This is a genomic window from Pseudomonas zanjanensis (genome assembly GCF_014268745.2).
Classification (GTDB): Bacteria; Pseudomonadota; Gammaproteobacteria; order Pseudomonadales; family Pseudomonadaceae; genus Aquipseudomonas; species Aquipseudomonas zanjanensis.
In genome coordinates, this window is sequence record NZ_JABWRB020000002.1 from 794,253 (window position 1) to 819,518 (window position 25,266).

At 60.6% G+C, this 25,266-nt stretch carries 27 protein-coding genes and 1 pseudogene; 13 read left to right on the forward strand and 15 right to left on the reverse strand.

Features of this window, described 5'->3' with window-relative positions:
• Complete coding sequence (locus HU715_RS19325; RefSeq protein ID WP_186706293.1) at window positions 1-597, reverse strand: septation protein A; 597 nt, start codon at window positions 595-597, stop codon at window positions 1-3.
• A gap of 87 nt (window positions 598-684) precedes the next feature.
• Between HU715_RS19325 and HU715_RS19330 the strand changes: the two genes are divergently transcribed.
• The 5 genes from HU715_RS19330 (at window position 685) to rluB (ending at window position 5,558) form a co-directional block, all read left to right on the forward strand.
• Entirely contained in the window at window positions 685-1,548 is an 864-nt protein-coding gene (locus HU715_RS19330) for a PHP domain-containing protein (RefSeq protein WP_186706292.1), read from the forward strand.
• Between the two features lie 13 nt (window positions 1,549-1,561).
• The gene (locus tag HU715_RS19335; RefSeq protein ID WP_186706291.1) at window positions 1,562-2,191 is read left to right on the forward strand and encodes an L-threonylcarbamoyladenylate synthase; all 630 of its coding nucleotides are present in this window, start codon (window positions 1,562-1,564) and stop codon (window positions 2,189-2,191) included.
• Window positions 2,192-3,022, forward strand: a complete 831-nt coding sequence (locus HU715_RS19340; RefSeq protein WP_496198644.1) for a segregation and condensation protein A — start codon at window positions 2,192-2,194, stop codon at window positions 3,020-3,022. It begins immediately after the preceding gene.
• Window positions 3,023-3,033: 11 nt separating this feature from the next.
• Entirely contained in the window at window positions 3,034-3,987 is a 954-nt protein-coding gene (scpB, locus tag HU715_RS19345; protein WP_186706290.1) for an SMC-Scp complex subunit ScpB, read from the forward strand.
• Between the two features lie 335 nt (window positions 3,988-4,322).
• The gene (rluB, locus tag HU715_RS19350) at window positions 4,323-5,558 is read left to right on the forward strand and encodes a 23S rRNA pseudouridine(2605) synthase RluB (RefSeq protein ID WP_186706289.1); all 1,236 of its coding nucleotides are present in this window, start codon (window positions 4,323-4,325) and stop codon (window positions 5,556-5,558) included.
• Between the two features lie 276 nt (window positions 5,559-5,834).
• On the opposite strand, the gene HU715_RS19355 is transcribed toward rluB, so the two are convergent.
• Window positions 5,835-6,800 carry a M29 family metallopeptidase gene (locus tag HU715_RS19355; protein ID WP_186706288.1) on the reverse strand — a complete coding sequence of 322 codons (966 nt, stop codon included), beginning with the start codon at window positions 6,798-6,800 and terminating at the stop codon, window positions 5,835-5,837.
• 92 nt (window positions 6,801-6,892) lie between these two features.
• Window positions 6,893-7,030: a hypothetical protein gene (locus tag HU715_RS19360; RefSeq protein ID WP_003178782.1), complete on the reverse strand. Its 138-nt coding sequence runs from the start codon at window positions 7,028-7,030 to the stop codon at window positions 6,893-6,895.
• A 655-nt stretch (window positions 7,031-7,685) separates the two neighbouring features.
• On the opposite strand from HU715_RS19360, the gene HU715_RS19365 reads away from it, so the two are divergent.
• A complete protein-coding gene (locus HU715_RS19365) occupies window positions 7,686-9,104 on the forward strand; it encodes an amino acid permease (protein WP_186706287.1) in 1,419 nt (472 codons plus the stop codon).
• A gap of 285 nt (window positions 9,105-9,389) precedes the next feature.
• Entirely contained in the window at window positions 9,390-9,803 is a 414-nt protein-coding gene (gene arfB / locus HU715_RS19370; RefSeq protein ID WP_186706286.1) for an alternative ribosome rescue aminoacyl-tRNA hydrolase ArfB, read from the forward strand.
• On the opposite strand, the gene HU715_RS19375 is transcribed toward arfB, so the two are convergent.
• The 3 genes from HU715_RS19375 to HU715_RS19385 form a co-directional block, all read right to left on the reverse strand.
• Window positions 9,800-10,999, reverse strand: coding sequence for an MFS transporter (locus tag HU715_RS19375; RefSeq protein ID WP_186706285.1), 1,200 nt, complete (start codon window positions 10,997-10,999; stop codon window positions 9,800-9,802). The genes arfB and HU715_RS19375 overlap by 4 nt on opposite strands.
• A 102-nt stretch (window positions 11,000-11,101) precedes the next feature.
• The gene (locus HU715_RS19380) at window positions 11,102-11,332 is read right to left on the reverse strand and encodes a hypothetical protein (RefSeq protein ID WP_186706284.1); all 231 of its coding nucleotides are present in this window, start codon (window positions 11,330-11,332) and stop codon (window positions 11,102-11,104) included.
• 37 nt (window positions 11,333-11,369) lie between these two features.
• Window positions 11,370-11,513 carry a hypothetical protein gene (locus HU715_RS19385; RefSeq protein ID WP_162893862.1) on the reverse strand — a complete coding sequence of 48 codons (144 nt, stop codon included), beginning with the start codon at window positions 11,511-11,513 and terminating at the stop codon, window positions 11,370-11,372.
• A gap of 288 nt (window positions 11,514-11,801) precedes the next feature.
• Here HU715_RS19385 and HU715_RS19390 point away from each other — a divergent pair, with 288 nt between their 5' ends.
• Window positions 11,802-13,427: a methyl-accepting chemotaxis protein gene (locus HU715_RS19390; RefSeq protein WP_186706283.1), complete on the forward strand. Its 1,626-nt coding sequence runs from the start codon at window positions 11,802-11,804 to the stop codon at window positions 13,425-13,427.
• A gap of 209 nt (window positions 13,428-13,636) precedes the next feature.
• On the opposite strand, the gene HU715_RS19395 is transcribed toward HU715_RS19390, so the two are convergent.
• From HU715_RS19395 to HU715_RS19405, 3 genes are all read right to left on the reverse strand, one after another.
• Entirely contained in the window at window positions 13,637-14,659 is a 1,023-nt protein-coding gene (locus HU715_RS19395) for a transporter (RefSeq protein ID WP_186706282.1), read from the reverse strand.
• A gap of 186 nt (window positions 14,660-14,845) precedes the next feature.
• Complete coding sequence (locus HU715_RS19400) at window positions 14,846-15,151, reverse strand: PepSY domain-containing protein (RefSeq protein ID WP_186706281.1); 306 nt, start codon at window positions 15,149-15,151, stop codon at window positions 14,846-14,848.
• A 125-nt stretch (window positions 15,152-15,276) separates the two neighbouring features.
• Window positions 15,277-16,404, reverse strand: coding sequence for a glycerophosphodiester phosphodiesterase (locus tag HU715_RS19405; protein WP_186706280.1), 1,128 nt, complete (start codon window positions 16,402-16,404; stop codon window positions 15,277-15,279).
• 244 nt (window positions 16,405-16,648) lie between these two features.
• Here HU715_RS19405 and HU715_RS19410 point away from each other — a divergent pair, with 244 nt between their 5' ends.
• The gene (locus HU715_RS19410) at window positions 16,649-16,975 is read left to right on the forward strand and encodes a DUF2025 family protein (RefSeq protein WP_186706279.1); all 327 of its coding nucleotides are present in this window, start codon (window positions 16,649-16,651) and stop codon (window positions 16,973-16,975) included.
• A 190-nt stretch (window positions 16,976-17,165) separates the two neighbouring features.
• Here the strand turns inward: HU715_RS19410 and HU715_RS19415 are convergent, their stop codons facing one another.
• The 3 genes from HU715_RS19415 to HU715_RS19425 form a co-directional block, all read right to left on the reverse strand.
• Entirely contained in the window at window positions 17,166-18,497 is a 1,332-nt protein-coding gene (locus HU715_RS19415; protein WP_217884307.1) for an IS110 family RNA-guided transposase, read from the reverse strand.
• A 402-nt stretch (window positions 18,498-18,899) separates the two neighbouring features.
• Window positions 18,900-19,214: an antibiotic biosynthesis monooxygenase family protein gene (locus HU715_RS19420; RefSeq protein WP_186710585.1), complete on the reverse strand. Its 315-nt coding sequence runs from the start codon at window positions 19,212-19,214 to the stop codon at window positions 18,900-18,902.
• Complete coding sequence (locus HU715_RS19425; RefSeq protein ID WP_186710584.1) at window positions 19,211-19,921, reverse strand: CTP synthase C-terminal region-related (seleno)protein; 711 nt, start codon at window positions 19,919-19,921, stop codon at window positions 19,211-19,213. The genes HU715_RS19420 and HU715_RS19425 overlap by 4 nt, the downstream gene beginning before the upstream one ends.
• Before the next feature lie 14 nt (window positions 19,922-19,935).
• Here HU715_RS19425 and HU715_RS19430 point away from each other — a divergent pair, with 14 nt between their 5' ends.
• A complete protein-coding gene (locus HU715_RS19430; protein WP_186710583.1) occupies window positions 19,936-20,883 on the forward strand; it encodes a LysR family transcriptional regulator in 948 nt (315 codons plus the stop codon).
• A 3-nt stretch (window positions 20,884-20,886) separates the two neighbouring features.
• Here HU715_RS19430 and HU715_RS19435 read toward each other — a convergent pair whose 3' ends face one another.
• Window positions 20,887-21,495 (reverse strand): TetR/AcrR family transcriptional regulator, encoded by a 609-nt coding sequence (locus HU715_RS19435; RefSeq protein ID WP_186710581.1) that lies wholly within the window; start codon window positions 21,493-21,495, stop codon window positions 20,887-20,889.
• Between the two features lie 188 nt (window positions 21,496-21,683).
• On the opposite strand from HU715_RS19435, the gene HU715_RS19440 reads away from it, so the two are divergent.
• On the forward strand, window positions 21,684-22,742 hold the full coding sequence (locus HU715_RS19440; protein WP_186710580.1) for an MBL fold metallo-hydrolase: 1,059 nt from the start codon (window positions 21,684-21,686) through the stop codon (window positions 22,740-22,742).
• A 17-nt stretch (window positions 22,743-22,759) separates the two neighbouring features.
• On the opposite strand, the gene HU715_RS19445 is transcribed toward HU715_RS19440, so the two are convergent.
• Both HU715_RS19445 and HU715_RS19450 read right to left on the reverse strand, forming a co-directional pair.
• Window positions 22,760-23,077 carry a helix-turn-helix domain-containing protein gene (locus HU715_RS19445; protein ID WP_053124433.1) on the reverse strand — a complete coding sequence of 106 codons (318 nt, stop codon included), beginning with the start codon at window positions 23,075-23,077 and terminating at the stop codon, window positions 22,760-22,762.
• 83 nt (window positions 23,078-23,160) lie between these two features.
• A pseudogene (locus HU715_RS19450) lies at window positions 23,161-23,936 on the reverse strand (AraC family transcriptional regulator).
• A gap of 112 nt (window positions 23,937-24,048) precedes the next feature.
• Here HU715_RS19450 and HU715_RS19455 point away from each other — a divergent pair.
• Together HU715_RS19455 and HU715_RS19460 are read left to right on the forward strand one after the other, a co-directional pair.
• Window positions 24,049-24,864 carry a sulfite exporter TauE/SafE family protein gene (locus tag HU715_RS19455; protein ID WP_186710579.1) on the forward strand — a complete coding sequence of 272 codons (816 nt, stop codon included), beginning with the start codon at window positions 24,049-24,051 and terminating at the stop codon, window positions 24,862-24,864.
• Window positions 24,865-24,908: 44 nt separating this feature from the next.
• Window positions 24,909-25,259, forward strand: coding sequence for a hypothetical protein (locus HU715_RS19460; protein ID WP_186710577.1), 351 nt, complete (start codon window positions 24,909-24,911; stop codon window positions 25,257-25,259).
• The last annotated feature ends 7 nt before the right edge of the window (window positions 25,260-25,266 follow it).

A 25,266-nucleotide genomic window follows, 5' to 3' on the forward strand; every position in this document is an offset into this window, starting at 1 on the left:
TCAGTCCTCGGTTTTGGGCGTGGTGGGGTCGGCTTCGTGCAGGTGACGGGACAGGTAGATGCCCTGGCCAATCAGGAACAGCAGCGTCATGCCCAGGCTGCCGAAGACCTTGAAGTCGACCCAGTACTCCTGGAACGTGAACGCAACGAACAGGTTGGCGGCGCCGCAGAACAGGAAAAACGCGATCCAGGCGATGTTCAACCGGGTCCAGATCAGGTCCGGCAGGTTGATGGCATGGCCCATGATGCGCTTGATCAGCAGGCGGTCACCGATGAAATGGCTGCCAATGAACGCGAGGGCGAACAGCCAGTTGACCACCGGAGCCTTCCATTTGAGGAAGGTTTCGCTGTGAAACGCCAGGGTCAGGCTGCCGAATACCAGGCAGGCGATCAGGGTCAGCCACTGGCTCTTCTCCAGCTTGCGCTGGGACACGAACAGCGCGCCGTAGACCACCAGGGAACTGATGATCAGGACTGCGGTGGCGCTGTAGATACCACCTACAGTCAAGGAGTGACCGGCGAAGTCGACGGTGCGGGGATCGAGTTTGTAGACGATGAAGAACAGCAGGAGCGGGATGAAATCGATGAATTGTTTCACAGTGGCAGCCAGAAGCAGGATGTGGCGGCATAATAACAAACATCCTTGGCCGCGATAGGGCCAGCTGATTTGAGGTAACAAACTCTCGTGAATGTTGATTTGCACTGCCATAGCACGGCCTCCGATGGTGCCCTGGCGCCTGCGGTTCTGGTGGCGCGGGCGTTCGAGCACGGCGTGCGAGTCCTGGCCCTGACCGATCACGACACCCTCGAAGGCCTCGACGAGGCCCGTGGCGCCGCCACGGCGCTGGGCATGCAGCTGGTCAACGGGGTGGAGTTGTCCTGTACCTGGGGCGGGGCGACCATCCATGTACTGGGCTACGGTTTCGATGTGAATGCGCCGGCGCTGGTCCAGGCCATCGCACAACTGCACGACGGGCGCTGGCTGCGGTCCGAAGAGATCAGCCGCAAGCTGGCCCTCAAGGGCATGCCTGGGGCGCTAGACGGCGCCCGGCAGATCCAGCAGGAACTGGGCGACAGCGGCAACGCACCGGCCCGGCCACACTTTGCCGACTGGATGGTGCGCGAAGGGTTCGTCAAGGACCGCGCCGAAGCGTTCCGCAAATGGTTGGGGGCCGGCAAGCTGGGGGACGTCAAGCAGCATTGGCCGACCCTGGAAGACACCGTCCAGACCCTGCGGGCAGCGGGTGCCTGGGTCAGCCTGGCGCATCCATGGCACTATGATTTCACCCGCAGCAAGCGCCGACGCCTGGTTGCCGACTATATTCAAGCGGGGGGCCATGCCATCGAGGTGGTCAACGGCCATCAGCCTGCCGAACAGGTCGGCAGCCTGGCGATCCTGGCCCGTGAGTTCGGCCTGCTGGTCACCGCCGGCAGTGATTTCCATGGCCCTGGGGGCTGGTCCGAGATCGGCGAATACCGCCCGTTGCCGGAAGATCTGCCACCACTCTGGTGTAGATTCAAACATGATCCCGTTATCGCCGCCGTCTGAACAGGTAGAACACGTGAGTCAATTTTTCCAGATTCATCCGGAAAACCCGCAAGCGCGCCTGATCAAACAGGCCGTGGAAATCATTCGTGGCGGTGGCGTGGTGGTCTATCCCACCGACTCGTCCTACGCCATCGGTTGCCAGATCGGCGACAAGAATGCCGTGGAGCGTGTCAGACGCCTGCGTCAACTGGACGACAAGCACAATTTCGCGCTCATCTGCAGCGACCTGTCGCAGTTGGGCCTGTTCGCCAAGATCGATACCGGCACCTTCCGCCTGCTCAAGGCGCATTTGCCGGGGCCGTACACCTTCATCCTCAATGCCACGCGGGAAGTCCCGCGGCTGTTGCTGCATCCGAAAAAGCGCACCATCGGCCTGCGGGTGCCGAGCCATCCCATCGCCCTGGCGCTGCTGGCGGAACTGGGTGAGCCGCTGATGAGCGTAACGCTGATCATGCCTGGCGAGACCGAGCCGTTGAACGATCCCTATGAGATGCGCCAGATACTCGAGCATCAGGTGGACCTGATCATCGACGGTGGTTTCGGCGGCATGTCGGCGTCCACGGTGATCAACCTGGCCGATGGCGAGCCCCAGGTGGTGCGCGTCGGTTGCGGCGATCCGACGCCGTTCATGGTCGAGGCCTGAATGTCCGTCGTGGAAACCGCCGTGGACAATGTCGACAGCCAGGCCGGCGCGCAGCAGGAGTTGCCGTTCGCCATGGTCTATGGCCAGGCGGTCATGGAAATGCCCCTGGACCTGTACATTCCGCCGGATGCGCTGGAGGTGTTCCTCGAAGCCTTCGAGGGCCCGCTCGACCTGCTGCTGTACCTGATCCGCAAACAGAACATCAACATCCTCGACATCCCCGTGGCGGAAATCACCCGCCAGTACATGGGCTACGTCGAGTTGATGCAGTCGGTGCGCCTGGAGCTGGCGGCCGAGTACCTGGTGATGGCGGCCATGCTCGCCGAGATCAAGTCGCGGATGCTGCTGCCGCGCTCGGCAGAGGTAGAAGAGGAAGAAGACGACCCGCGAGCCGAGCTGATCCGCCGCTTGCAGGAATACGAACGCTTCAAGGCCGCCGCCGAAGGCATCGACGGTTTGAGCCGGGTGGGGCGCGATGTGGTGGTGCCCAAGCTCGATGCGCCCGAAGCGCGGGCGCGCAAGTTGCTGCCGGACGTGAGCCTGGAAGAGTTGCTGATGTCCATGGCCGAGGTCCTGCGCCGGGGCGATATGTTTGAAAGTCATCAGGTCAGCCGCGAAGCGCTGTCCACCCGCGAGCGCATGAGTGATGTGCTGGAGCGACTCAAGGGCGGCGGCTTCGTGCCGTTCGTCGAGCTGTTCACCGCCGAGGAAGGGCGGTTGGGGGTGGTGGTGACGTTTATGGCGGTCCTGGAATTGGTCAAGGAATCCTTGGTCGAGCTGGTGCAGAATGAGCCGTTCGCAGCGATCCACGTGCGGGCACGAGCCGAATAACGAGCAAATCAATGAATCTGACTGAACCCCGCGAGCTGGCCCCCTTGCTTGAAGCTTTCCTGTTGGCCTCGGGAAAGCCGCAATCGATGGAACGCCTGTTCGAACTCTTCGAAGAGGGCGAGCGGCCCGAGCCGGCCGTGTTCAAGAAAGCCCTGACACTGTTGGGCAAGTCCTGCGAGGGGCGGGCTTTCGAACTCAAGGAAGTGGCGTCGGGGTACCGCCTGCAAATCCGCGAGAAGTTCGCGCCGTGGGTGGGGCGCTTGTGGGAGGAACGGCCGCAGCGCTATTCCCGGGCGCTGCTCGAAACCATGGCGCTCATCGCCTATCGCCAGCCGATCACCCGGGGCGAGATCGAAGATGTGCGGGGCGTGGCAGTCAATAGCAACATCGTCAAGACGCTGCTGGAGCGCGAGTGGATCCGCGTCGTCGGTTATCGCGATGTGCCTGGCAAACCGGCGATGTTTGCGACCACCAAGGCCTTCCTCGATCACTTCAACCTGAAGAACCTGGACGACCTGCCGCCGCTGGCCGAATTGCGGGAACTGGAACCCGAACCGATGCTGGAGTTCGACGACGCCCCGGTGCCCCAGGGCTTGCAGGAACTGGCGGACGCCAGTGCCGAGCCCGAAGAGCCGAAGGAGGAGACCAGTTTCCACTCGTTGTTGCTGGAGCTGGACACCATGGAGGAGGGCTTGAAGACTGATTTCGACGACTTGCTGCGGGAAGGTCCTGGTCCTGAGGGCGACTCGGATGAGCTGGCGGAGCCCGATAGCGCGGCGGCGCCGGAGCCAGAAGCAGAAGCGGAAGCGGAAGAAGATACCCTCGGCGTTGCCCAAGCCCGGGAAAAACTCCTGGCCGCCGTCGCCGCCCTCCAGCCGCCGGAACCCGAACTGAGCGACGAAGAAGCCGAAGCCCGGGCGTTGGCCGAAGCGATCGAGAACGAACGGCGCGAGTTCGACGATTGATCCGATTTGTGTCGCCGACATTGCTGGCACACCACAACTCCTGTGGGAGCGGGCTTGCTCGCGAAGGCGGCGGGTCAGTCGGCACTGATTAACCTGACACGCCCTCTTCGCGAGCAAGCCCGCTCCCACATGGATGATGCAATGCATCATGAGCGCCAAGCCGGGCATCACCGGTCGGCGGAAAAAGCGCCGGGCGCTGGTTGATCAGCTAGTCTCTGATGCGCAATCGCTTCAACGCGCGTATGATTCGCGACCCCTTGGCGATCCCTTCGCCAAAGACCCGTATTCAAAGCGTCAGGCCAAGCCTGACCCGACCACACCGGGAGGTGCCCAGAATGAAAGACCAAGACCAGAACGACAGCCAGGAAATCGGCCCAGCAGGCGAGAAGCTGCAAAAAGTCCTCGCCCGTATCGGCGTCGGTTCGCGCCGTGACGTGGAAGCCTGGATCACCCAAGGCCGGATCAAGGTCAACGGCAAAGATGCCACCTTGGGCCTGCGGGTTGATATGCACGATGCCATCACCATCGATGGCAAGGTGATCAAGCGCGAAGAGGCCGCCGAAACGGTGCGCCGCGTGATCATGTACAACAAGCCCGACGGCGAGATCTGCACCCGTGACGACCCGGAAGGTCGCCCGACCGTGTTCGACAAGATGCCGCGTCCGAAAGAAGGCCGCTGGATCAACATCGGCCGCCTGGACATCAACACCACCGGTTTGCTGATGTTCACCACCGATGGTGAACTGGCCAACCGCTTGATGCACCCGTCCTACGAGATGGACCGCGAATACGCCGTGCGTGTGCGGGGTGAAGTCGACGACGAGATGATCGAGCGCCTCAAGGCCGGCGTTGTGCTGGAAGACGGCCCGGCGCGATTCACCGACATCAAGCAGGCGCCCGGCGGTGAAGGCTTCAACCATTGGTACCACTGCGTGGTGATGGAAGGCCGTAACCGTGAAGTGCGGCGTTTGTGGGAATCCCAGGGGTTGGTGGTCAGCCGCCTCAAGCGCGTGCGTTTCGGTCCGGTGTTCCTCAATTCCGACCTGCCGATGGGCCGCTGGCGCGAAATGAGCCAGTACGAAGTCGACATCCTGGCCGCCGAAGTGGGCCTCAAGCCGGTGGCAATGCCGCAGATGACCGCCAAGAGCAAGGACAAGCTGGAGCGGATGCAGCGTAAATCCTCCCGTCCGATGGGCAAGACCGAGCGCGTGCGTACGCTGCGCCCGGCTGCTGATGGCGTGGCGACCGGCCCGCGTCCTTCGCGCGAGCCGCAGATCGAAGGCGAACGCCCGGCCCGCAAGCCTGCACCGCGTCAGGACGGCGAGCGTGGCCCACGCACGCCGCGTCCGGCCAATGGTCGCACTGAGCGCGGCGAAGGTCGCGGTGCACCGGCGGGTCGCGGTACGCCCGTCGCCGATCGCCCGGCCGACACCAAGCGTCCCGCCAAGCCGGCACCGAAAAAGCGCCCGGGCATCATCCTGGCCGACCGCGACACGCCATCGGGCAAGCGCCGTGGTGCCCCGGCAGGTTCGGGACAGCGTCCGGGTTTCGGGCGTCGTAAGCCGGAGTGAGGCAGCGGTGAGTTTCTAGCTGCAAGCTGCAAGAAAAAACGCCAACCGTTGGGTTGGCGTTTTTTTTTGTCTGGCTTTAGTGATGCAGTGCCTTCGAAACCGTCTTCGCGAGCAAGCCCGCTCCCACAGTGGCATAGCGGCGAACGCACCTCTCTCATTCACTGCAGATCAACTGTGGGAGCGGGCTTGCTCGCGAAGAGGCCTGCAATCCCACCGCTGTCGAAAGGTTATCCCCCTCTTTTCTTGCCGCTTGAAGCTCGCAGCTTGAAGCTGCCCCTAAAGCACAAACCGCCCATCAAACATCGGCTCTTTGTCCAGCGCCAGCACACCGCTTTCGAAAATCAGATCCAAATGGTGGCTGCCCTTGGCCCCGCCACCCAGTCCCAGATGCAGGCCGCAGTGGCGCTCTTCGAAACCGGCGTTGCGGGCGTACAGGCTCTTGACCCCTTCGTTGGTGCCGATCCCCAGTTCTTCGATGCGGCGGTTGGACGGGTTGGCGTCCAGGTATTTGTTGAAGTCGTGTTCCAGGCCCGGCACGTCGGTGGCGATTTTCTGGATGGTGGAGTCTTCGATCCACAACTCCAGGGGCGATTGCAGCACGCCGTACTTGCGTGCGAACGGGATGGTGCTCAGGAACGTGCCGACGAATTTCACCTGGCCGTTGATGGTGTCGCTGTGGGTGGCGATTTCGCCGGGGGCCAGGTCGTAGTTGCCGAGGCCGTTGATGTCGGTCCACTTCTTCACGCTGCCCAGGGCGGTGTCGAAATACGAACCGTGGTCATCCTGGAAGCTCAGGGTTGTCGCCTGGGACATGCGCCGGATCAGGTGACTGTTGAGCCCGGCGATACGTTGGGGAATCACGCTGAAGGTGTCGTAGAAATAATCGCCGTAATCCTTGAACAGCAGCGATTTCTTCCAGTTGTCGGCCATCACGCCTTGCAATGCCCGAACAAAGTCCGGGCCGTCGGGGCGTGGATTGGGCAGGGTGGAAGAGTCGTAGAAGAAAATATACAGGTCGCTGTCGGCAATGGCCTTGGACAGGCGCTCCGTGGATTCGAGGTCCAGGCGCATGGCGCTGAACCGGAACGGCGAGCCGCTGCCCACCTGTTCGGCAATGGCGCCGGTCAGTGCTTCGTAGTCAGCGGTATGGCCGAGCAACACCTTGGCGGGCTGGATGCCAGCCAGGGCGGGATGGTGTTCGAGGTAGTAAAGGAAATGTGAGATGGCTCGTTGTGTGTCCATGCTTATTCTTCCCTGACACGTTCATTTAATGTCCCTGACAACCGGCAAGAGTGGCGGAGTCGACCGGCCGGATCGCCTCCGCCGGGCAGTGCCTACAGAGGCCACATCGCCGTGCCGAACGGAACCACGGCGTCGGCTTGCATCATTTCAACGGCGGCCTCATGGGTCGGCGCTTCAAACCATTCGTCCAGTTGCAGTTCGGTTTCCAAGTCTTTGTCCAGTGCTTGCATAGTGAATCTCCTAGATGACTTTTGCGGAAAACGCGGGCCGATTCGGCGAGTCATACCCGACAGAACCGGCACCGCAGAACTTGTCGGCACGATGCCTTGGCAAGTCGCTGAAAACCTAGTCGAGGGTTTTTTGGATTGCAAAAAATAATTTTATTTTTTTCTTTTGAACTTTTTGTTCCATTTTTGGCGTTGAAATTACTCATTCAAAAACAGCTGCCTGGGTGATTTATTTAATAGGTAGCTACCTACCGTCAATTTGCAGTCAGCCTACAGAATATTCCTACGTGGAAAGCCTGCGTTACGCGCTGTAAAGGAATGCTGACGATTTTGGCCGTTCGAACTGACCGGTATCGGCGTTCGGAAGGGCTGTAAGAAAAAGCTGCCGAGTGGGCCGGCTTGGCGGGTTTTTTGAGACTTCGCAGCGCTTGTTTCAAGCCAGCGGGAAAGGTCAGATGCGCGCCAGACCTCAAGTGTGGGGGTAGACGCTGATCCGGTGGTGTCTGGCAGCAGGGGGACTGCAGTGTACAATGCGCCGCGTTTTACTGTGACCCTTCGCGTACCCACGCACTTTCAAGGTTATCCGCCTTGTTCACTCCGCCACGCCATAAGCGTGTCGGGTTCGATTTCGTCACAGATAAAAACAAATAGGTGACGCATGACCGTTGTAGAAAATACGCATTCGGGCGAGCTGAAACGCGGCCTGAAAAATCGCCATATTCAACTGATCGCCCTCGGTGGCGCGATCGGCACCGGCCTGTTCCTCGGCTCGGCGGGGGTGCTGAAATCCGCCGGCCCGTCGATGATCCTCGGCTACGCCATCTGCGGCTTCATCGCCTTCATGATCATGCGCCAGTTGGGCGAAATGATCGTCGAAGAGCCGGTGGCCGGTTCCTTCAGCCACTTCGCCCACAAGTACTGGGGCGGTTTCGCCGGGTTCCTGTCGGGTTGGAACTGCTGGATCCTCTACATCCTGGTGGGCATGTCGGAGCTGACCGCGGTCGGCAAGTACATCCATTACTGGGCGCCCGAGATTCCGACCTGGGTGTCGGCGGCGGCGTTTTTCGTCCTGATCAATGCGATCAACCTGGCCAACGTCAAAGTCTTTGGCGAGGCCGAGTTCTGGTTTGCGATCATCAAGGTCGTGGCGATTGTCGGCATGATTGCCCTGGGCAGCTATCTGCTGGTCAGCGGCCATGGCGGCCCGCAGGCGTCGGTGACCAACCTGTGGTCCCACGGTGGGTTCTTCCCCAACGGCGTGAGCGGGCTGGTGATGGCCATGGCGATCATCATGTTCTCCTTCGGTGGCCTGGAAATGCTCGGTTTCACCGCCGCTGAGGCCGACAAACCGAAAACCGTGATCCCCAAGGCCATCAACCAGGTGATCTACCGGATCCTGATTTTCTACATCGGCGCGCTCGTGGTGCTGTTGTCCCTGACCCCTTGGGACAGCCTGCTGAGCACCCTCAACGCGTCCGGCGATGCCTACAGCGGCAGCCCGTTCGTGCAGGTGTTCTCGATGCTGGGCAGCAACACCGCTGCGCATATCCTCAACTTCGTGGTGCTGACCGCCGCGCTGTCGGTGTACAACAGCGGCACCTACTGCAACAGCCGCATGTTGCTGGGCATGGCCGAGCAGGGCGATGCGCCCAAGGCCTTGTCGAAGATCGACAAGCGGGGCGTGCCGGTGCGTTCGATCCTCGCGTCGGCGGCGGTCACGCTGGTGGCGGTACTGTTGAACTACCTGGTCCCGCAGCATGCGCTGGAGTTGTTGATGTCGTTGGTGGTCGCGACCCTGGTGATCAACTGGGCGATGATCAGCTACTCGCACTTCAAGTTCCGCCAGCACATGAACCAGACCCGCCAGACGCCGCTGTTCAAGGCGTTGTGGTACCCGTACGGCAACTACATCTGCCTGGCGTTCGTGGTGTTCATCCTGGGCGTGATGTTGCTGATCCCCGGCATCCAGATCTCGGTCTATGCGATTCCGGTGTGGGTGGTGTTCATGGCCGTGTGTTATTGGATCAAGAACAAGCGCAGTGCCCGGCATGAACTGGCGGTGGCGGCTGCCAAGTAAGCACGAAACCCTGTGGGAGCGAGCCTGCTCGCGATGGTGGTCTGGCAGGTGAAACCTATGCCGGATGTACCGGCCTCTTCGCGAGCAAGCCCGCTCCCACAAGGTTCGGCGGTGAACACACATTCTGCGAGCACTGTAGATCCAATGTGGGAGCGGGCTTGCTCGCGAAGAGGCCATCAAAGGCGAGATCTGTATCGACTGTGCCTGCGCTATCGCGAGTAGGCTCGCTCCCACAGGTCTGTGGGATTCGCGGTATCCTGTGGGGCCTGACACCGGACACTTTCCATGCTGGTCATTTCCAACACCGTGTACATCCCGGACGCCGAGATCGAGCTGACGGCCATCCGCGCCCAGGGGGCAGGGGGGCAGAACGTCAACAAGGTTTCCAGCGCCGTGCATTTGCGCTTCGACATTCCGGCCTCGTCGCTCCCCGAGTTCTACAAGGAGCGACTGCTGGCCCTGCGCGACAGTCGCATTACCAGCGACGGTGTGTTGATCATCAAGGCCCAGCAATACCGCACGCAGGAACAGAACCGGGCCGATGCCCTGGAGCGCCTGACCGAACTGATCCTCGGCGCCACCAAGGTCGAAAAGAAGCGCCGTCCGACCAAGCCGACCCTGGGGTCGAAAAAGCGTCGCCTGGAATCCAAGACCAAGCGCGGATCGATCAAGGCCGGCCGCGGCAAGGTGGACTTCTAGTTCTTCTCCCGCGCTTCACGGTACCGAGGCGCCTGCCGGTACAAGTAGACGCTCAAGGCCAACCCACCCAGGGCCGCCAGGGCAGCGAACAGAAAGATCGAGGCAAAGCCCAAGCCAGCGGCAATCGCACCAGCCAGCGGCCCGGTGATCCCCAGCGACAGATCAATGAACAGTGAATAAGCGCCCACCGCGGCCCCTCGGCTGGAAGCCGGCACCAAGTTGACCGCTTCCACGCCCAGCGCCGGAAACACCAGGGAAAAGCCGAAACCGCTCAACGCCGCGCCCGCCAGGGCCCAATGGGCATCCGGTGCGAGCCACAACAGCAAGAGTCCCAGGGTTTCCACCGACAGGCAGGCAATCGCCACGCGAAAGCCGCCCAGGCGGTTGATCAGGTTGCCGAACAGCAGGCGCGCGCCGATGAAGCTGGCGCCGAACAGGCTCAGGCACAGCACCGCGTTATCCCAATGCTGAGTGGCGTAATACAGGGTGATGAAGGTCGCGATGGTGCCAAACCCGATCGAACCCAGGGCCAAACCGCAGCCGTGTGGCAGCACACGCCCCAGCACGTGCATGAACGGCAGGCGTTCGCCAGAGACAATCGGCGCAGCAGTCTTGCGCCAGGCCAATGCCAGTCCCAGCAGGCCCAGCAAGATGATGCTGACGCCCATGCTCCACAGCCCCAACGCGTTGACCAGCCACACCCCCAACGGAGCACCGATCGCCAGCGCGCCGTAACTGGCGATACCGTTCCAGGAAATCACCTTGGCGGTATTGGCCGCGCCAACCCGGCCGATGCCCCAGCCAATCGAACCCGACCCCACCAGGCTTTCGGCGCTGCCCAGCACCAGGCGACCGACCAGCAGGCTGATCAGGCTGAACGTTGGCAGGTGGGGCGTCCAGGCCGACACCAGCATGAACACACCGCTCAGCCCGCAGCCGGCGAGGCCGAACATCACCGCGCGCTTGCTCCCCAGGTTATCGATGATTCGTCCCGCGTAAGGACGACTGAGCAGGGTGGCCAGGTATTGCACGCTGATCACCAGCCCGGCGATCACCGCGCCGAAACCCAGCTCACCGTGGACGAAACCGGGCAGCACGGCCAGGGGAATGCCGATATTCAGGTAGCCGATGAAGGTGAACAGGACGATGGAAACGACTTGCAGCGTGACCGCCAGGGGGCGCTGGGAATCTGACATGGGGAAGAGGTCCACGGAGCAGCTGGATAGATAGGCTGCTTATGATAACGGCGACCGTGGCGTCCGGGCGGGGAAAAGTAAAACTATTTGCCCAATGGTGGCTCAGCGGTCGTTCTGTTCGCTGACCAGGCGCGTGGTCACCAGCGCGGCGATGGCGTTTTCTTCGCTGCCAAACCGGGCCAGCAGGGCCGCTTGTTTCTCGGCGGGAAGGCGGGTCCAGATCTCGACCATTTTCTCGGCGGTGCCGATCAGGACGCTGGCCTGGGCTTCGCTGAAGGGAGGGGTGTCATCGGTCATGGGGCGCTCGGGATTCAGGCAGTGTGGAAAGCGCATCTTAGCGCTTTCCACACGGTCTGGTGGTGCGGGTCAATCAGTCTTCGCTGTCGGCCTGGCGGCGTTCAGTGGCTTCCTTGGGCTCGGGTTGCTGGGCGTCAGGTTGCCCTCCGGCTTGTAGCGTGGTCGTCTGCTCAGTGTCGTGCAGGCTTGGGAAGGGGAGATTAGGGATCTCGTGCATTTCGCGCTCCTCGCAAAGTCTGTGGATAGATCTGGTAGATCCGCGCTTTTACAAAGCTTGGGCAGGATACAGCAGGAGAAATGACAAAAAGACTTTTAAATCCCATCGCGCCGACAAAAGGGATTGTCTGGACAGGTCATGTCCAGTCAGCAAGAACGATCCCGATACCGGTGGTCGCCACCGCTCAAGAACACCCCCTACAGGCCGATGACTTGCACATATCCTCCACATTCCGTTGTAACAGTGGACCCTGGACATGGAGGTTCTTTATTTGAAGAGATCGACTCCATGTTTCTACAAAAATCCCTGAGAGCCCAGATTCTCGCCCTGCTCAGCGGCAGCCTGCTGGCCATGTTGCTGATCGCCCTGGCGTCCTTTCACTTCCTTTCAGATGGCATCCAGAATTATCGTCAACTGCTCGACGGTCCGTTGCGTGCGTCGCAATTGATCGACGAGGCCAACCTGCAATTCAAGGTGCAGGTCCAGGAGTGGAAAAACGTCCTGTTGCGCGGCAAGCAGCCAGCGGACATGGATAAATACTGGAAGCAATTCGAGGCACGCCAGAGCGATGTCCAGGGCATCCTTGGCCAGTTGACGACCCACGAAGGTGTCCCGGCGCAAATCAAGACACGTATCGAGCGTCTGCGGGGCGAGCATGCGCAGTTGGGCGCGGCCTACCAGAAGGGCCGTGATGCGTTTGTGGCGGCGGGCGGCGACGCGGCGGCGGGCGATGCCGCGGTCAAGGGTGTGGACCGCGCGGCCAGTGAGCAGATGAGCGAGTTGGTGGTTGAGCTGCATAAGCTGGGCGATGAGCAATCGGCAATGATCAGTGCCGGTGCCGACCGCACGATCATGCTGGGTACGGTGATCATGCTCGCCTCAGGGCTGCTGGTCGGGTTGTTGAGTGTGTGGCTGGTCAACCGCAACCTGGTGCAGCCCATCCGTAACCTGATCGCGTACGTGACTCAACTGAGCCGCGGGCGTTTCGCCGAGCGTGTCACGAGCACGCGCCAGGATGAGTTGGGCGACCTGGCCCTGGCGGCCAATACGCTGCGCGATTTCCTTGCTGAAACCTTCACACGCTTGCAACGCAGTGCCACGGAGCTGGACAGCGCCAGCGGTGAGCTCAATGCGATTGCCAGCCTGATGAGCCAAGGCACCAGCGAGCAATTCGAACGCACCGATCAAGTCGCGACCGCGATGAACGAGATGTCGGCCACCGCCCAGGAAGTTGCCCGCCATGCCGCCGATGCGGCGCAGGCTGCCGATGATGCCGATCATTCGGCGCAGCAGGGCGAGAAAGTGATGCAGGGCACGATCCACACCATCACTCAAATGCGTGGCGAAATTGCCAACACCGCCACGGTGATCCGGCGCCTGGAAGCCGACAGCGGACGCATCGGCAAGGTGCTGGAAGTGATCCGCGGGATCGCCGAGCAGACCAACCTGCTGGCCCTCAACGCTGCCATCGAAGCCGCACGGGCGGGTGAGGCCGGGCGTGGTTTTGCGGTGGTCGCCGATGAAGTCCGCAGCCTGGCCCAGCGCACGGCGTCGTCCATCATCGAGATCAACCAGATCATCCAGACGGTTCAAACAGGCGCGGTGGACGCGGCCCAGGCCATCGAAAGCGGCCAGTCGCGCAGTGAGGAAAGTGTCGAGCAGGTGACTCAGGCCGGCGCGATGCTGGAACGCATCACCCAGGCGGTGGAAGCGATCCGCGACATGAACCGTCAGATCGCCACCGCTGCGGAAGAGCAGACCTCGGTGGCCGAGGATATTTCGCGCAACCTGACTGAAATCACCTGCATTGCCAGTACCAACCTCGACAACGTAAAACGCACCGAAGCGGCCAGTCGGGATTTGCACGGGTTGTCGGGGCAGTTGAATGAAGTGACGGCGCGGTTGAGTGCCTGACCGTATGTTCCTGATGCAGTAGCCGCCCCCTGTGGCGAGGGAGCTTGCTCCCGCTGGGCTGCGTAGCGGCCCCAAAGCCATTCAGCGCGGTGCATCAGGCATAAGATGGTTGGCAGATTTTACGACTGCTGCGCAGCCGAGCGGGAGCAAGCTCCCTCGCCACAAAAGCTCATGAAAATCTGGAGTGAGCAGCCAGCAGGGCATCACCCTCAATAATCGCGACGCTTGCGAAAGGCCCATCGGCCTGCAATCACGGTGAAGGTCGCCACCAGTGCTACCAGGATCCAGAAGCCCTCGGGATCTTCGGCCAGAGGCACGCCGCCGACGTTCATGCCGAAGAAACCGGCAATGATGTTGATGGGCAACGCTAGCACCGTGACCACCGTCAAGGTGAACAGCGTGCGGTTGCTTTGTTCGTTGAGGTTGGCGGCGATCTCTTCCTGCAGCAATTTGATCCGTTCGCCCAGAGCGGTGAGGTCGTTGATGATCAGGGCGAACTCCTCGGTCGACTTGCGCAGCTCCTTGACGTCTTCCTTCTGCAACCATTGCGGCGGGCGGTTGAGCAGGCGCAGCAACGAGCCCGGCTCCAGGGCCAGCAGGCGTTGCAGGCGTACCAGCACGCGGCGCTGGCTGCCCAGCTCGGCGCGGTTGTTGGACACGCGCGAAGACAGCAGTTGGTCTTCGATCTGGTCGACGCTGAGGCTGGTCTTGCGCACGATCTGGGTCAGCACTTCGCCTTGGTCGCGCAGCAGATGCACCAGCAATTCCAGCGGCGAGCGAAAGCTCTCGCCGGCCTTGACCGATGAGCGCAGCTTGTCGACCGAGTGCAAGGGTTGCAGGCGCGCACTGATGATCAGTCGACTGTGTACGCACACCCACAAGGTGGAGACATCCGAGGACACCAGGTTGCTGAGGTTGAACACCACATCGTTCACCACCGCCAGCAGTGCCGAGTCCACGTGTTCGATACGGGTCGATCGCGAGCCTTCGTGCAGGGCTTCGAAGAATTCCTCGGGCAAGGCCAGGTGGCTTTTCATCCAGCGCTCGCAGGCGGCGTGGGCCAGGTTCAGGTGCAGCCAGAGGAATTCGTCGGCATCCTGCGGTTGTTGCAGGCTTTGCAGGGCTTGGGCCGAATCGATTTCCCGGCCACGCTCGCCGGGGCGGAAACGAAACCCGTAAAGCAGGCCGAACAGGTCCGGATCGCGATGGCTTTGGTCGATGCTGTGGTTCATGAAGGCTCGCTGGCGGGAAGTGCCTGTCGCAGCGGCCACAGGTTCACTTGAGCGGCATCATTGCAGGGTTTTTTGATGGTTGTGTGACAGTTGCGCGGCGTCGTCGGATCGGCGGCGGTTTACAGACGGCGTACATAAAAAAGCCGCGCAACTCGAAAGTTGCGCGGCTCTTCTTTAACCGATGGATCAAGTGTCTTGTTTGTTGGACAGGACTTTGCCGGTCGTTGCGTCGAAGTCCACGTCAAACTCTTTGCCGTCGGCCGTCTTCAGTTCCACTTCATATTCATAACCGTCGAAGTGGTTATCCAGGTCGGTGTCGGTGATGGTCGCGCCTGGGTGCAACTTCAGGGCTGCTTCGTTCATTTCTTCCAGAGGCTTGATCTTGCCGTCCTTGACCAGTTGAGGAATCTGGTCGATTCGTACATCCGCCTGGGCCAGGCCAGCAGTGAGGGTCAGGGCAGCAGCGGTAAACAGGGCAGTCAACATTTTCATGAGTGCTTTCCTTGGTGTCGTTATTAAGGGTGAGTCGTTTAAGTGGGTTCAGATTATCTGTGGCAACTTAATTCACCCTTAATTCGAAAAATCTTGAAGCAAGTTCCCTGGAAAGGTCGTTCGACTCAGTAGCCATTCTTTTCCAATAGCTGCGCCACGCTGCCTGTCTCGGGACGCTTGAAGTACTTGAGCAACTCACTGGCCCGGTTGGTGAAGATGCCATCGACGCCGGCCTCCATCACTTTCTTGAAGTCCACCGGCTCATCCACGGTGTAGACGTGCACCAGCAAACCCTGGTCGTGGGTGTACTGGTTCATCCACGGTTGCACCAGGTCCGAATAGCTCTGGCTGCCGCCATGGGTCAATGCCGCCGAAGGACCGGTGCCGATGGCGCCATGGGCCTTGGCGTACTGGACCCATTGTTCGAACTCGGCCTTGTCCTTGGGCTCCTGCTTGGCGTAATAGACGGCCTTGTCCGTTTCGCCGGACTCGGCAAACGTCACCTTGGACTTGGGTTCGATGTTGCCTTCGCCCACCCACAGCAGCAGGATCTTCGGCACCTTCGGCATCTCTTTGTGCAACAGTTCGAGACTGCTCTTTTCAAAGGTCTGCAGCACCACTTTGCCCTTGCCCTGGCCGACGCCGGTGGCGCTTTTGGCCAATTTCGACCCAGCGGGGCTCAGCCAACCACGGTCCTGCAGTTTGTCCTTCAGGTCGCGCTCGATGCCGGGGAACAGCTTCGGCTCCTTGGTTTCGATGTACAGCCCCGGTTTATGCAGCGGGTTGCCCTCGGCGATGTTGATCACTTCATCGAGGGTGAGGATTTTCTGGCCGACGAACGAAGGACGGGCGCGGTCCGGGTAGGCGGTGTTGAACCAGCTGCCGGCATCGAGGGTTTTGAGTTCCGCCATGGTGAATTCATTGGCGGTGCTGTCCTTGCGTTCGGGAAACTGGGTCGCGACATCCGTGGTGCGCAGCAGGCTGTCGTCATGCAGGACGAACAACACACCGTCTTTGCTGCGCTGCAGGTCCAGCTCCAGGTAATCGGCGCCCAGGTCACGGGCCAGCTTGTAGGCGGCGGCGGTGGATTCCGGCGCGTCGAACGAGGCACCACGGTGGGCGATGACTGCCGGATGTGGAATGCCTTGAAGGGTGGCCAGGGCCTTGGGACTCGGGGCCTCGGAGGCTTGTGTCTGGCTGAAGCCGAGCAACAGGCTCAGCATCAAGGCGCTGCGGGTGAAGGTGACAGGCATGCTCGAGATCCTTTCGTAGAGGAGGCAAAACCTATCTTTTAACAATTGAATGCTGTCGGCGCTATCGCCATACCGACATAAACCTGTGTGAAGCAGATTTTTCCCACCCATTTTTCGACCGCTTTGCAGTACCCTTGGCCGCACCAGTTTCCCCGGCAGAGGGAAACCTTAAAACCTGTGTTCACTTGCCCTGCGTGTAAACCATCGATCAGACGTCCCGAGGGACGCATCCATGAGGTTTACCATGCGCACCACTTCGACACTCATCTGCCAGGCCGCCGACCAGCTCAAGGGTTTTGTCGGCCTGAACCGCAAGACCGGCCACTACATCGTGCGATTCAGCGAAGACGCCTTCGGCATGGACGTGGCTGATGACGGCATCATCCCCACCAGCGAATTTGTCTGGGCCCCCGCGGCGGATGGCAGCATGACCCTCAGTCGCGAGCGAATCCAACTGTTGCTGGATCAGAACATCGACGACCGGATCAACCTGACCGAACCTTTGCGGGTGTACATGGCCCGCGACGACCTGGCGGAAATCATGGCGGTGCGGCAGTTGGTGGAGGGCTGAGCCCCCGATCCTGAAGTGAACGGAAACCCTGTGGGGTTCACAAGAATTTTTGGAACGGCATGGTCCTGTGGCGAGGGAGCTTGCTCCCGCTGGGGCGCGCAGCGGCCCCAAAAAAGCGATGAGCGCTGCGCACTCAAGCGGGAGCAAGCTCTCATCAAACAAAATCCATCCCCTTGTTCTCCAAAGCTTTTTAAGCCGCGACCAATCGAACACCCAGCTTTGTAGCCTTACGCTGTAAGGCTCTCAGCTGGCGATCACGGCTTTTGGCCTCGTATTCGTTCATATCCTGCGCCACGTAAGGTTGTCCCTTGGTCAGCATGGCGTAGATCAGGCGGGCCAGTTGGTGAGCCGTAGCCTTAATGGCGCAGGCCGTATCCATGCGAGCCAATCGGGCGCGGTGACTGGCACCGATAAAGCTTTTATCGGTGCGGGCGCTAGAGGCCGCCTGCTTCAACGCTTGTGCCGCCCGGTTAAATACCTTGGGGACATGACCGGGCAAGGGTTTTCCCCCCGATATTCGGGTTGAGGGCGCTACCCCCATCCAGGAGCTGAAATGTTGCTCAGTCGGAAAACGCGACAAATCAGGTCCGACTTCGCTCGCCAGAACCAAGGCGGATTCGATTCCGATGGTGGGAATCGCGGTCAGGTCCACGCCCATGATTCTCACAAGTGCCTGGTGCAAGCTGGCTTGTTCATCTGCCGAGCGATGCGGGCTACGCAGTGGCTTGGTGGGTTGCGTGGGCTCATGGTTCAGCACTGGAAGTCGATCAAGTGCCTGAGTGATGGTCCGATCACATTCGGCAATCTGCTTCTCAAGGAAATCATGAGCAGCCACCTCCTGAGCCAAAGCATGCAGATGCTCGACTCGCCAGTTACCGTGCAGGCTGCGGGCAATGGTTTGGTGATCGGCCTTGATACGGCCGTCTCGGAAGTTGGCCAAGACTTGAGGGTCACGCTCGCCATCGATGATGGCCTTGATGATTTTCATCCCTGTCACGCCAGCAATATTGCTGATGACATTGGCTAACTGAATGTTCATCTGCGTCAGGGCTTTTTGCATGCGGTTGATGGTCTTGGCTTGATCACGAACCTTCATGGCCCGCTGGCGAACCAATGATCGCATCGAGCAAATATCATCAGCGGGTCGGAAAGCACCTCTGAGTAAGCCATGGGTCATGAGTTGCCAGATCCACTGGCAATCCAGAACATCGGATTTACGTCCGCTTATCTGACGAGTTGCACGGGAATTGACCAGATACACCTCAAAGCCCCTTGAATCGAGAAGCTCGAACAGCGGTATCCAGTAAACGCCAGTGGCCTCCATCGCCACGACCTTGATTTTCAGCGATTCCAACCATTCGGCCAGGCTCACCAAATCCTCAGTGAAGGCCGGAAAACAGCGAACCGGCTTGTCGCTTTGATCGGGATTGACGCCAACCCAGTGCTCGCGGCTGCCGATATCGATACCGGCACAATGAGGGTGAATCACTTCAAATCGTTTCTGCTGCTTCTTGCGCGCCATGACAATTCCTCGCAGGATTGAATGGCGCGCGGGGAACACGGTGGCGAACGGATTCACTCTCTCATACGTGGTCACAGCTTGCTGTGCCTACAACGACTCCACGCCGATACCGTGCCGGCCACTCTCCCTCGCGGGTGCGGACACACCAGTGATAGCTACGGCCTCTTTCCCCGCGCGCACCCAATCTTAAGCCGAGCACTTGTTTGCTGCGCGACAGCGCAGCGTCGGCGACGCGGCGGGGACTCCCTCGCCACAAAAGCTTCCAGCTATCACGCCATAGATTGATCAACGGTGAACACTGTGGGAGCCTGCTCGCGATGGTGATAGGTCAGTCACAGTGATGTTGGCTGATCTACAGCTATCGCGAGCAAGCTTGCTCCCATAGGGATTTTTGCCCTGGCATCAGGTTGGGCGTTGGAAGGCATAGTCCCGTTCAACCTTGCACACCCTCGTCTGGCATTGGGTATACCAGGTAGATCGGCCTCGCTCACGAATCGCGCTGTGTTCGGGATGTTGCTTCCAGGCCAGGATTGCCGCTTCATCGCGCCAATAGGACACGGTAATCCCCAGACCATCGTCGCCACGGGCCGATTCAACGCCTAAAAATCCAGGTTGTTCCCGAGCAAGGGCCAGCATCCGCTCGGCGGCTTCGGCGTAGCCTTGGTCCCCCTCGGTACGCAGGGAGGTAAAAATCACTGCGTAATAATGGGCGCTCATGACATTTGCCTCGCGCAGGCTTCGACAAACGCGCTGACCAGCGGTGGCACGCGGCCTTCCAGTGCGGCACGTTCAGGCTGGAACAGCGTGGCGACAAAAAACGGATGGTCTTGCAGTTCCACCGCTCGCAAGTCACCGGCCGAATCCCGGGCAACGGCGTGCAGGCGCTGGCTCAGCAAGTCTCTTTCAAAGTCTGGATTGACCCCGAAGCGGCAATGATAGCCCTCGAACGCGGTCTGTCGGCCGTAGGCCTTGGCAATCAACGAGCCCGCATCGAACTGGAGGCTGTCGATGGTTTCGACCAAGGCACAGCTCAGCGGTGTCAGCAGCGCCCGTTCAGCCTCTGGAGAGGTTTCACCATGGACGGCATCGACCCAACCCATTACGTGACGGGCATATTCCAGCACGGCGTGCTGAAAACCACCGCAAGTGCCCAGGAAAGGGCGACGCTGTTCGCGGGCAAAACGAATGGCCAGCACGGCACCGGCTTCGTTTTGGTAGGGGCTGCCGGGCACGCACCAGACACCGTCGAAATCTTCCAGCACGGCGGTGTCGGCGATGAGCGACGTTGCCAGCCATTGGAAGCGAATGGCCTGGCCGGTTTGTGTGCCCGCCAGCTCAAGTGCGAGGGGGATTGCCCGGTGAGCGGTGATTTGAGGGTCGTGGTCGCCGATCAGGGCGATGTGTAAAGGACGTTGATTTTCCATGGGAGGCTCGCCGCTTGTTGATTCCTGGTGGCCACTATAGATTGGCGTTCACGCAATCAATATTGGCGTTTACCCAAGTGATCAATGCAGCGACGCACTATCGTCTGGACTACCCCGACCTGTCCCTGATCCTCGCGCTGGTCCGTGGCGGCTCGCTGGCCCGGGCCGCTCGGCTGCTGCAGGTGGACGTGTCGACGGTGTTTCGTTCGGTACGTCGATTGGAAGCGGCCCTGGGTCAGCCCTTGTTCGAGAAAAGCCGTTCCGGGTATTTGCCCACGAGCCTGGCCCAGGCGTTGGCTGAACAAGCCGAGCGCGCCGAGCAGGCGTTGGAAGCGGCGCGGCTGGGAGTGGAGCAGGGCGGCGAGATCATCAGCGGGACGGTACGCCTGACATGCAGTGATTCAGTCCTGCAAGCGTTGCTGCTGCCGGCTTTAGCGCGTTTCATGCCTGCTTATCCGGCGTTGAGCCTTGAGTTGAGCACTTCGAACGACTTCGCCAACCTGAATCGCCGCGACGCCGACATTGCGTTGCGACTGACCCGTACGCCACCGGAACACCTGGTCGGTCGCAACCTGGGCAAGGTGACCTACCGGGTATGCGCCAGCGCCACGTATCTGCGCTTGGTAGAGGCGGGTGACCTGGCTTCCATGATCTGGATCGCGCCAGACGATTTCCTTCCGGATCACCCCACCGTGGTCTGGCGGCGCCAGCATCTACCCGGCGTGATGCCTGCCTATCGCTGCAACAGCATGCTCTCGGTCACCGAACTGGTGCGGGCTGGTTTAGGCGTTGCGGCGCTGCCGGACTTTCTGATCGACGAACGCCAGGGCCTGATGCCCCTTGGCGAATCGCTGGAGGGATACGACACGGCGCTGTGGCTCCTGACCCGCCCGGACTGTCGGGCCTTGCGCTCGGTGGTGACCTTGTTCGATGAGCTGGGGCGCAACCTGCGCTGGGGTTGAGATTCAGGCCTGGTAACGACTCAGGAACAGGTCGAGGGCCGATTCGATGACTTGGGTTTGCTCCTCCTGGGTCAGGCTCGGTTGCCCCATCGAAACCTGCGGCCAAAAAGCGAATGTCTTGAGCAGCCCATGCATTTGTTGGGCGGCAAAGGCCGGTTCCACGGGTTTCAATCGGCCATCGGCCTGGGCCTGGCGAATCCAGGCGGTCAGGCCTTCCTCACGCTGACCCATGCGCGAGACCATGTCTTGGGCGCGCTCCGGGGAGTGAATGGTTGCGGCGATGGCGATGCGCGCCAGGTCGAGGAAATTTTCGTCCGCCAGCAGATGCAGTTTGGCTTGCAGCAACGTTTGCAGTTGCTCCCGTAGCGGTGTCTGCGGGCTGTAGGGCATGTCCTGTTCTGCGGTGATGCTGTTCCATAACCGATTCAGGATTTCCGCAAACAACGCTTCCTTGCTCGGGAAATGGTTATACACCGTGCGCTTCGATACGCCGGCGGTCGCCGCGATCCTGTCCATGCTGGTGATCTCGAAACCGCTGCTACGGAATTCAGCAATCGCGGCCTGGAGGATGGCTTCGCGTTTTCGCTCGGTAAGGCGCTGCGGTACGGTCATGGGCATTCGTCGGTTGAGAGGAGAGAACTTACACTCGGCAGTTTACTTGCTCCCGGGATTCATGCAATCTGGAAACTACACCGAGTGGTGTAGGTTTTCGTCTGACGGCTATGCGTGCATGCAACGGCCATCCAGCGTCCCACAACGACGAAGCGCAATGGCGACGACGTCCTTGGAGTTATCGCACCATGACCATCCCCTCTCATTCGACCGAAAGCCCGTCTGCCCACGATTCATCCCGGCAAGAGCAGGGCAAGTATCGCAATCATGCCTACACGCCGCGGGAAGGCTTTGGCACCACCCTGCGCATCATCTGGAACATGATCTTTCACAAGCCGCATTCCACTCGCCCAGCAGGGGCCATTGACGTTCAACCGCTGACGCGCGCCGCTCTGCTGGCCGCGCCGAACCACAGCGTCTTCCGTCTTGGCCATTCCACCGTGCTACTCAAGCTGCGGGATAAATTCTGGCTGACAGACCCGGTGTTTGCCGAGCGCGCCTCACCCGTGCAATGGGCCGGACCGAAGCGTTTCCATCAGCCGCCCATCAGCCTGGACGAGTTGCCGCCCATCGAAGCGGTGATCCTTTCCCACGATCATTACGACCACCTCGATCACCAGGCCATTCTCAAGCTAGCGACCAAGACCCGCCACTTCCTGGCGCCCTTGGGTGTGGGCGACACCCTGATCAAATGGGGCGTCGACGCCAGCAAGGTACGTCAGCTGGACTGGTGGCAAGGCACCGAGGTGGACGGCATCGAGTTCATCGCCACGCCCTCCCAGCATTTTTCCGGACGCGGCCTGTTCGACAGCAATAGCACTTTGTGGGCGTCGTGGGTGATGATCGACGGCGGCACGCGAATTTTCTTCAGCGGCGACACCGGTTACTTCGAGGGTTTCAAACGCATCGGCGAACAATACGGCCCCTTCGACCTGACGCTGATGGAAACCGGCGCCTATAACGTTGACTGGCCCCATGTCCACATGCAGCCGGAGCAGACCTTGCAGGCCCATATCGACCTCAAGGGCCGTTGGCTACTGCCAATCCACAACGGCACGTTCGACCTGGCGATGCATGCCTGGTATGAACCCTTCGACCGCATCCTGGCCTTGGCCTGGGAACGCAACGTTTGCATCACCACACCGCAAATGGGCGAAGCCTTCACCCTGACGCAGCCGCAACGTGGCCGCGCCTGGTGGCTGGATGTGGACCCCTCGACCTATCAGGACCAGGCCGGTATCGCCTAGAACCTGCGCTGCGGGAATCATTCGATCATCGCGTAATCGGAACGCCCCATCGGGTCCGGGGTCGCGCCCTTGATGTTCATGCCGCGCCCCGGTGCGAAGCCGGGGAAGAACACCAGGCCCTCGGCCTCCAGGCGAAACGCCAGGGCCAGGCGAGTCACATCGAGCAACTCGCCACCGACCTCGAAGCGGCGGATGGCCTGGACCGAGACGCCGGATTGCCGGGACAGCTCCTCGACACTCCAGCCCAACATGGCTCGCGCCTGTGCACAGTGGGCGGGGGTGAACTGATAGACAGCGATGCGTTCCAGGGTGGTTTTGATTGCGAGAGAGGCCATGGGGGTACTCCAAAGCTGTGGGATTAAAAAATGCTGTGTTTTTGTACAGTTGTTTTGAATCCCGATCAATCTCATTTTTTTGATCAATGACCGGCGGTCTTCGCCAACCAGGCGCTCGGCGCGTGACCCAATACGCGACGGAACATGGTGGAGAACGCAGCGGGACTGTCGTAGCCCAGATCCAAGGCTATGCGTGTTACCGAATCCCCTTCAGCCAGGCGGGCCAACGCCGACATCACACACGCCTGCTGCCGCCACTGGCTGAAACTCAGCGCGGTCTGCCGGCTGAACAGGCGATTGAACGAGCGCAGGCTGATGTGCAATTGCGCCGCCCATTCCACGGGCGAGGCATGGGCGTCGGGGTGTTCCAGGAACGCCTGGCACAGGCTGAGCAGGCGAGGGTCCTTGGGCAGCGGAAGGTGCAGGGGCAGGTGGGTGCTGCGCAGCAACTCGTGTAGTAGCAGATGAATCAACGCCCCGTCCCGACCCGCCTCGTCGTAGTCCGGCGCAAGCTCGACGGCCTCCATCAGCAACTGGCGCATCAGGGGCGACACACTGATGACCTGGCACTGCGTCCCCATGGCCATTACCGCGTCCGGTTCGATGTACAGGCTGCGCGTACTCACGCCCAGCATCAGCACTTCATGATCGACCCCCGGCGCAATCCACACCGCTCGTTGCGGCGGCACCACCCAATTGCCGTCCGCCGTGCTGACCTGCATGACCCCGGTGGCACCGTAGAGCAACTGCGCGCGGCGATGCGATGCAGCGGCAGTACTTGCCCGTGAGCGTAATCGGTGCCGATGGCAACGACGGCCCTGGGTGTCGCATCCAATAAATCGATCGAACTGTTGCGCATCGATGGGCCGCTCACGATTGGCGTAAATGCGAACATTATTGGCCTGTTTGCTACTGCAGGCCAAGCTTCGCCTCCCTATCGTAGGCGCCTCCCATTCCACGGATGCGCCTCGATGTTCTATGTATTGCTTGCCTGTTTCGGCTGCCTGAGTGGCATCACCGCCGTGCTGTTCGGCTTCGGCGGCGGCTTCGTCGTAGTGCCCTTGCTGTACCGCATGCTCACCGCCAGCCACGGTGCCGACGACCCTGTCGGCCAATCGGCGATGCACATTGCCGTGGCCACCTCGACCTGTGTGATGATCGTCAACGCACTGATCGCCACGGTGAAGCATCACCGCGCCCGCAACCTCATTCGCCATTATGTATGGCCGTTGGGCGGCTTCATCGGCCTGGGCGCTGTCGTCGGCGCCATTGCCGCGATGTGGGCGAGCAGCGAAGTCATTCGCTATGGGTTCATCGTTTATCTGGGCGTGACCATTCTGGACTGCTTGTTCAGACGCGGTTTTCTGACACAGTCTGACGCTGTGATCCCACGGCGATTGGGCAGGGCAGAGGTCTCGGCTGGCGGGATCAGCATCGGTGCCATCGCTACTTTCCTGGGCGTGGGCGGCAGCGTCATGACGGTGCCGCTGTTGCGCCGTTGCGGGCTGAACATGTCACGCGCGACGTCCATGGCTAACCCGTTGAGTTTGCCGGTTGCGGTGGCCGGGACGCTGACTTACATGGCCATGGCCGGGTTTACCGAGTTTGATTTGGGGCCGTGGTTTGTGGGTTACATCGACTTGATGGCCTTCGCTGTGCTCACACTTGGCGCGCTACTGGGTATTCGTCTGGCAACGCCATGGATCGGACGGATACCGGATGGGGTTCATGCCTGGGTCTATATTGGATTGTTGGTCGTTGTGATGCTGAGCATATCGATACAATAAAATTTCCATGCAGCGCTGCCGATGTCTTGTAGAAGGAGGATGGCATGTCGGTATCCGATAGTGATTGGAAGCTTTACAACGGACTCCGCGATCTGGCGCTGGAGCGCTTCTGCCAAGGCGTTCTTTCGGATGCGCAGGCGGTGGTCCAGAACGAAGCGTTATCAGCTCACGCTCGATATCGCACGCTCTACGACCTCATGCGAGAGCGGGACAAGAGCTTGGCGATGGCGTTCAACGTAGGTCGACGTCGAGACATTTCTTTATCTTTGAGATTACTGATTGCGTACGATCTGCTGAGCGATGAGGAATTGGCGATTCTGAGCGAGGAGCTTCGTGAAAGGGTTTCCGACGCTGTCCGTCAACCCTTTGAAATCGAATGGGCCGAAGACGCCTGATATTTTC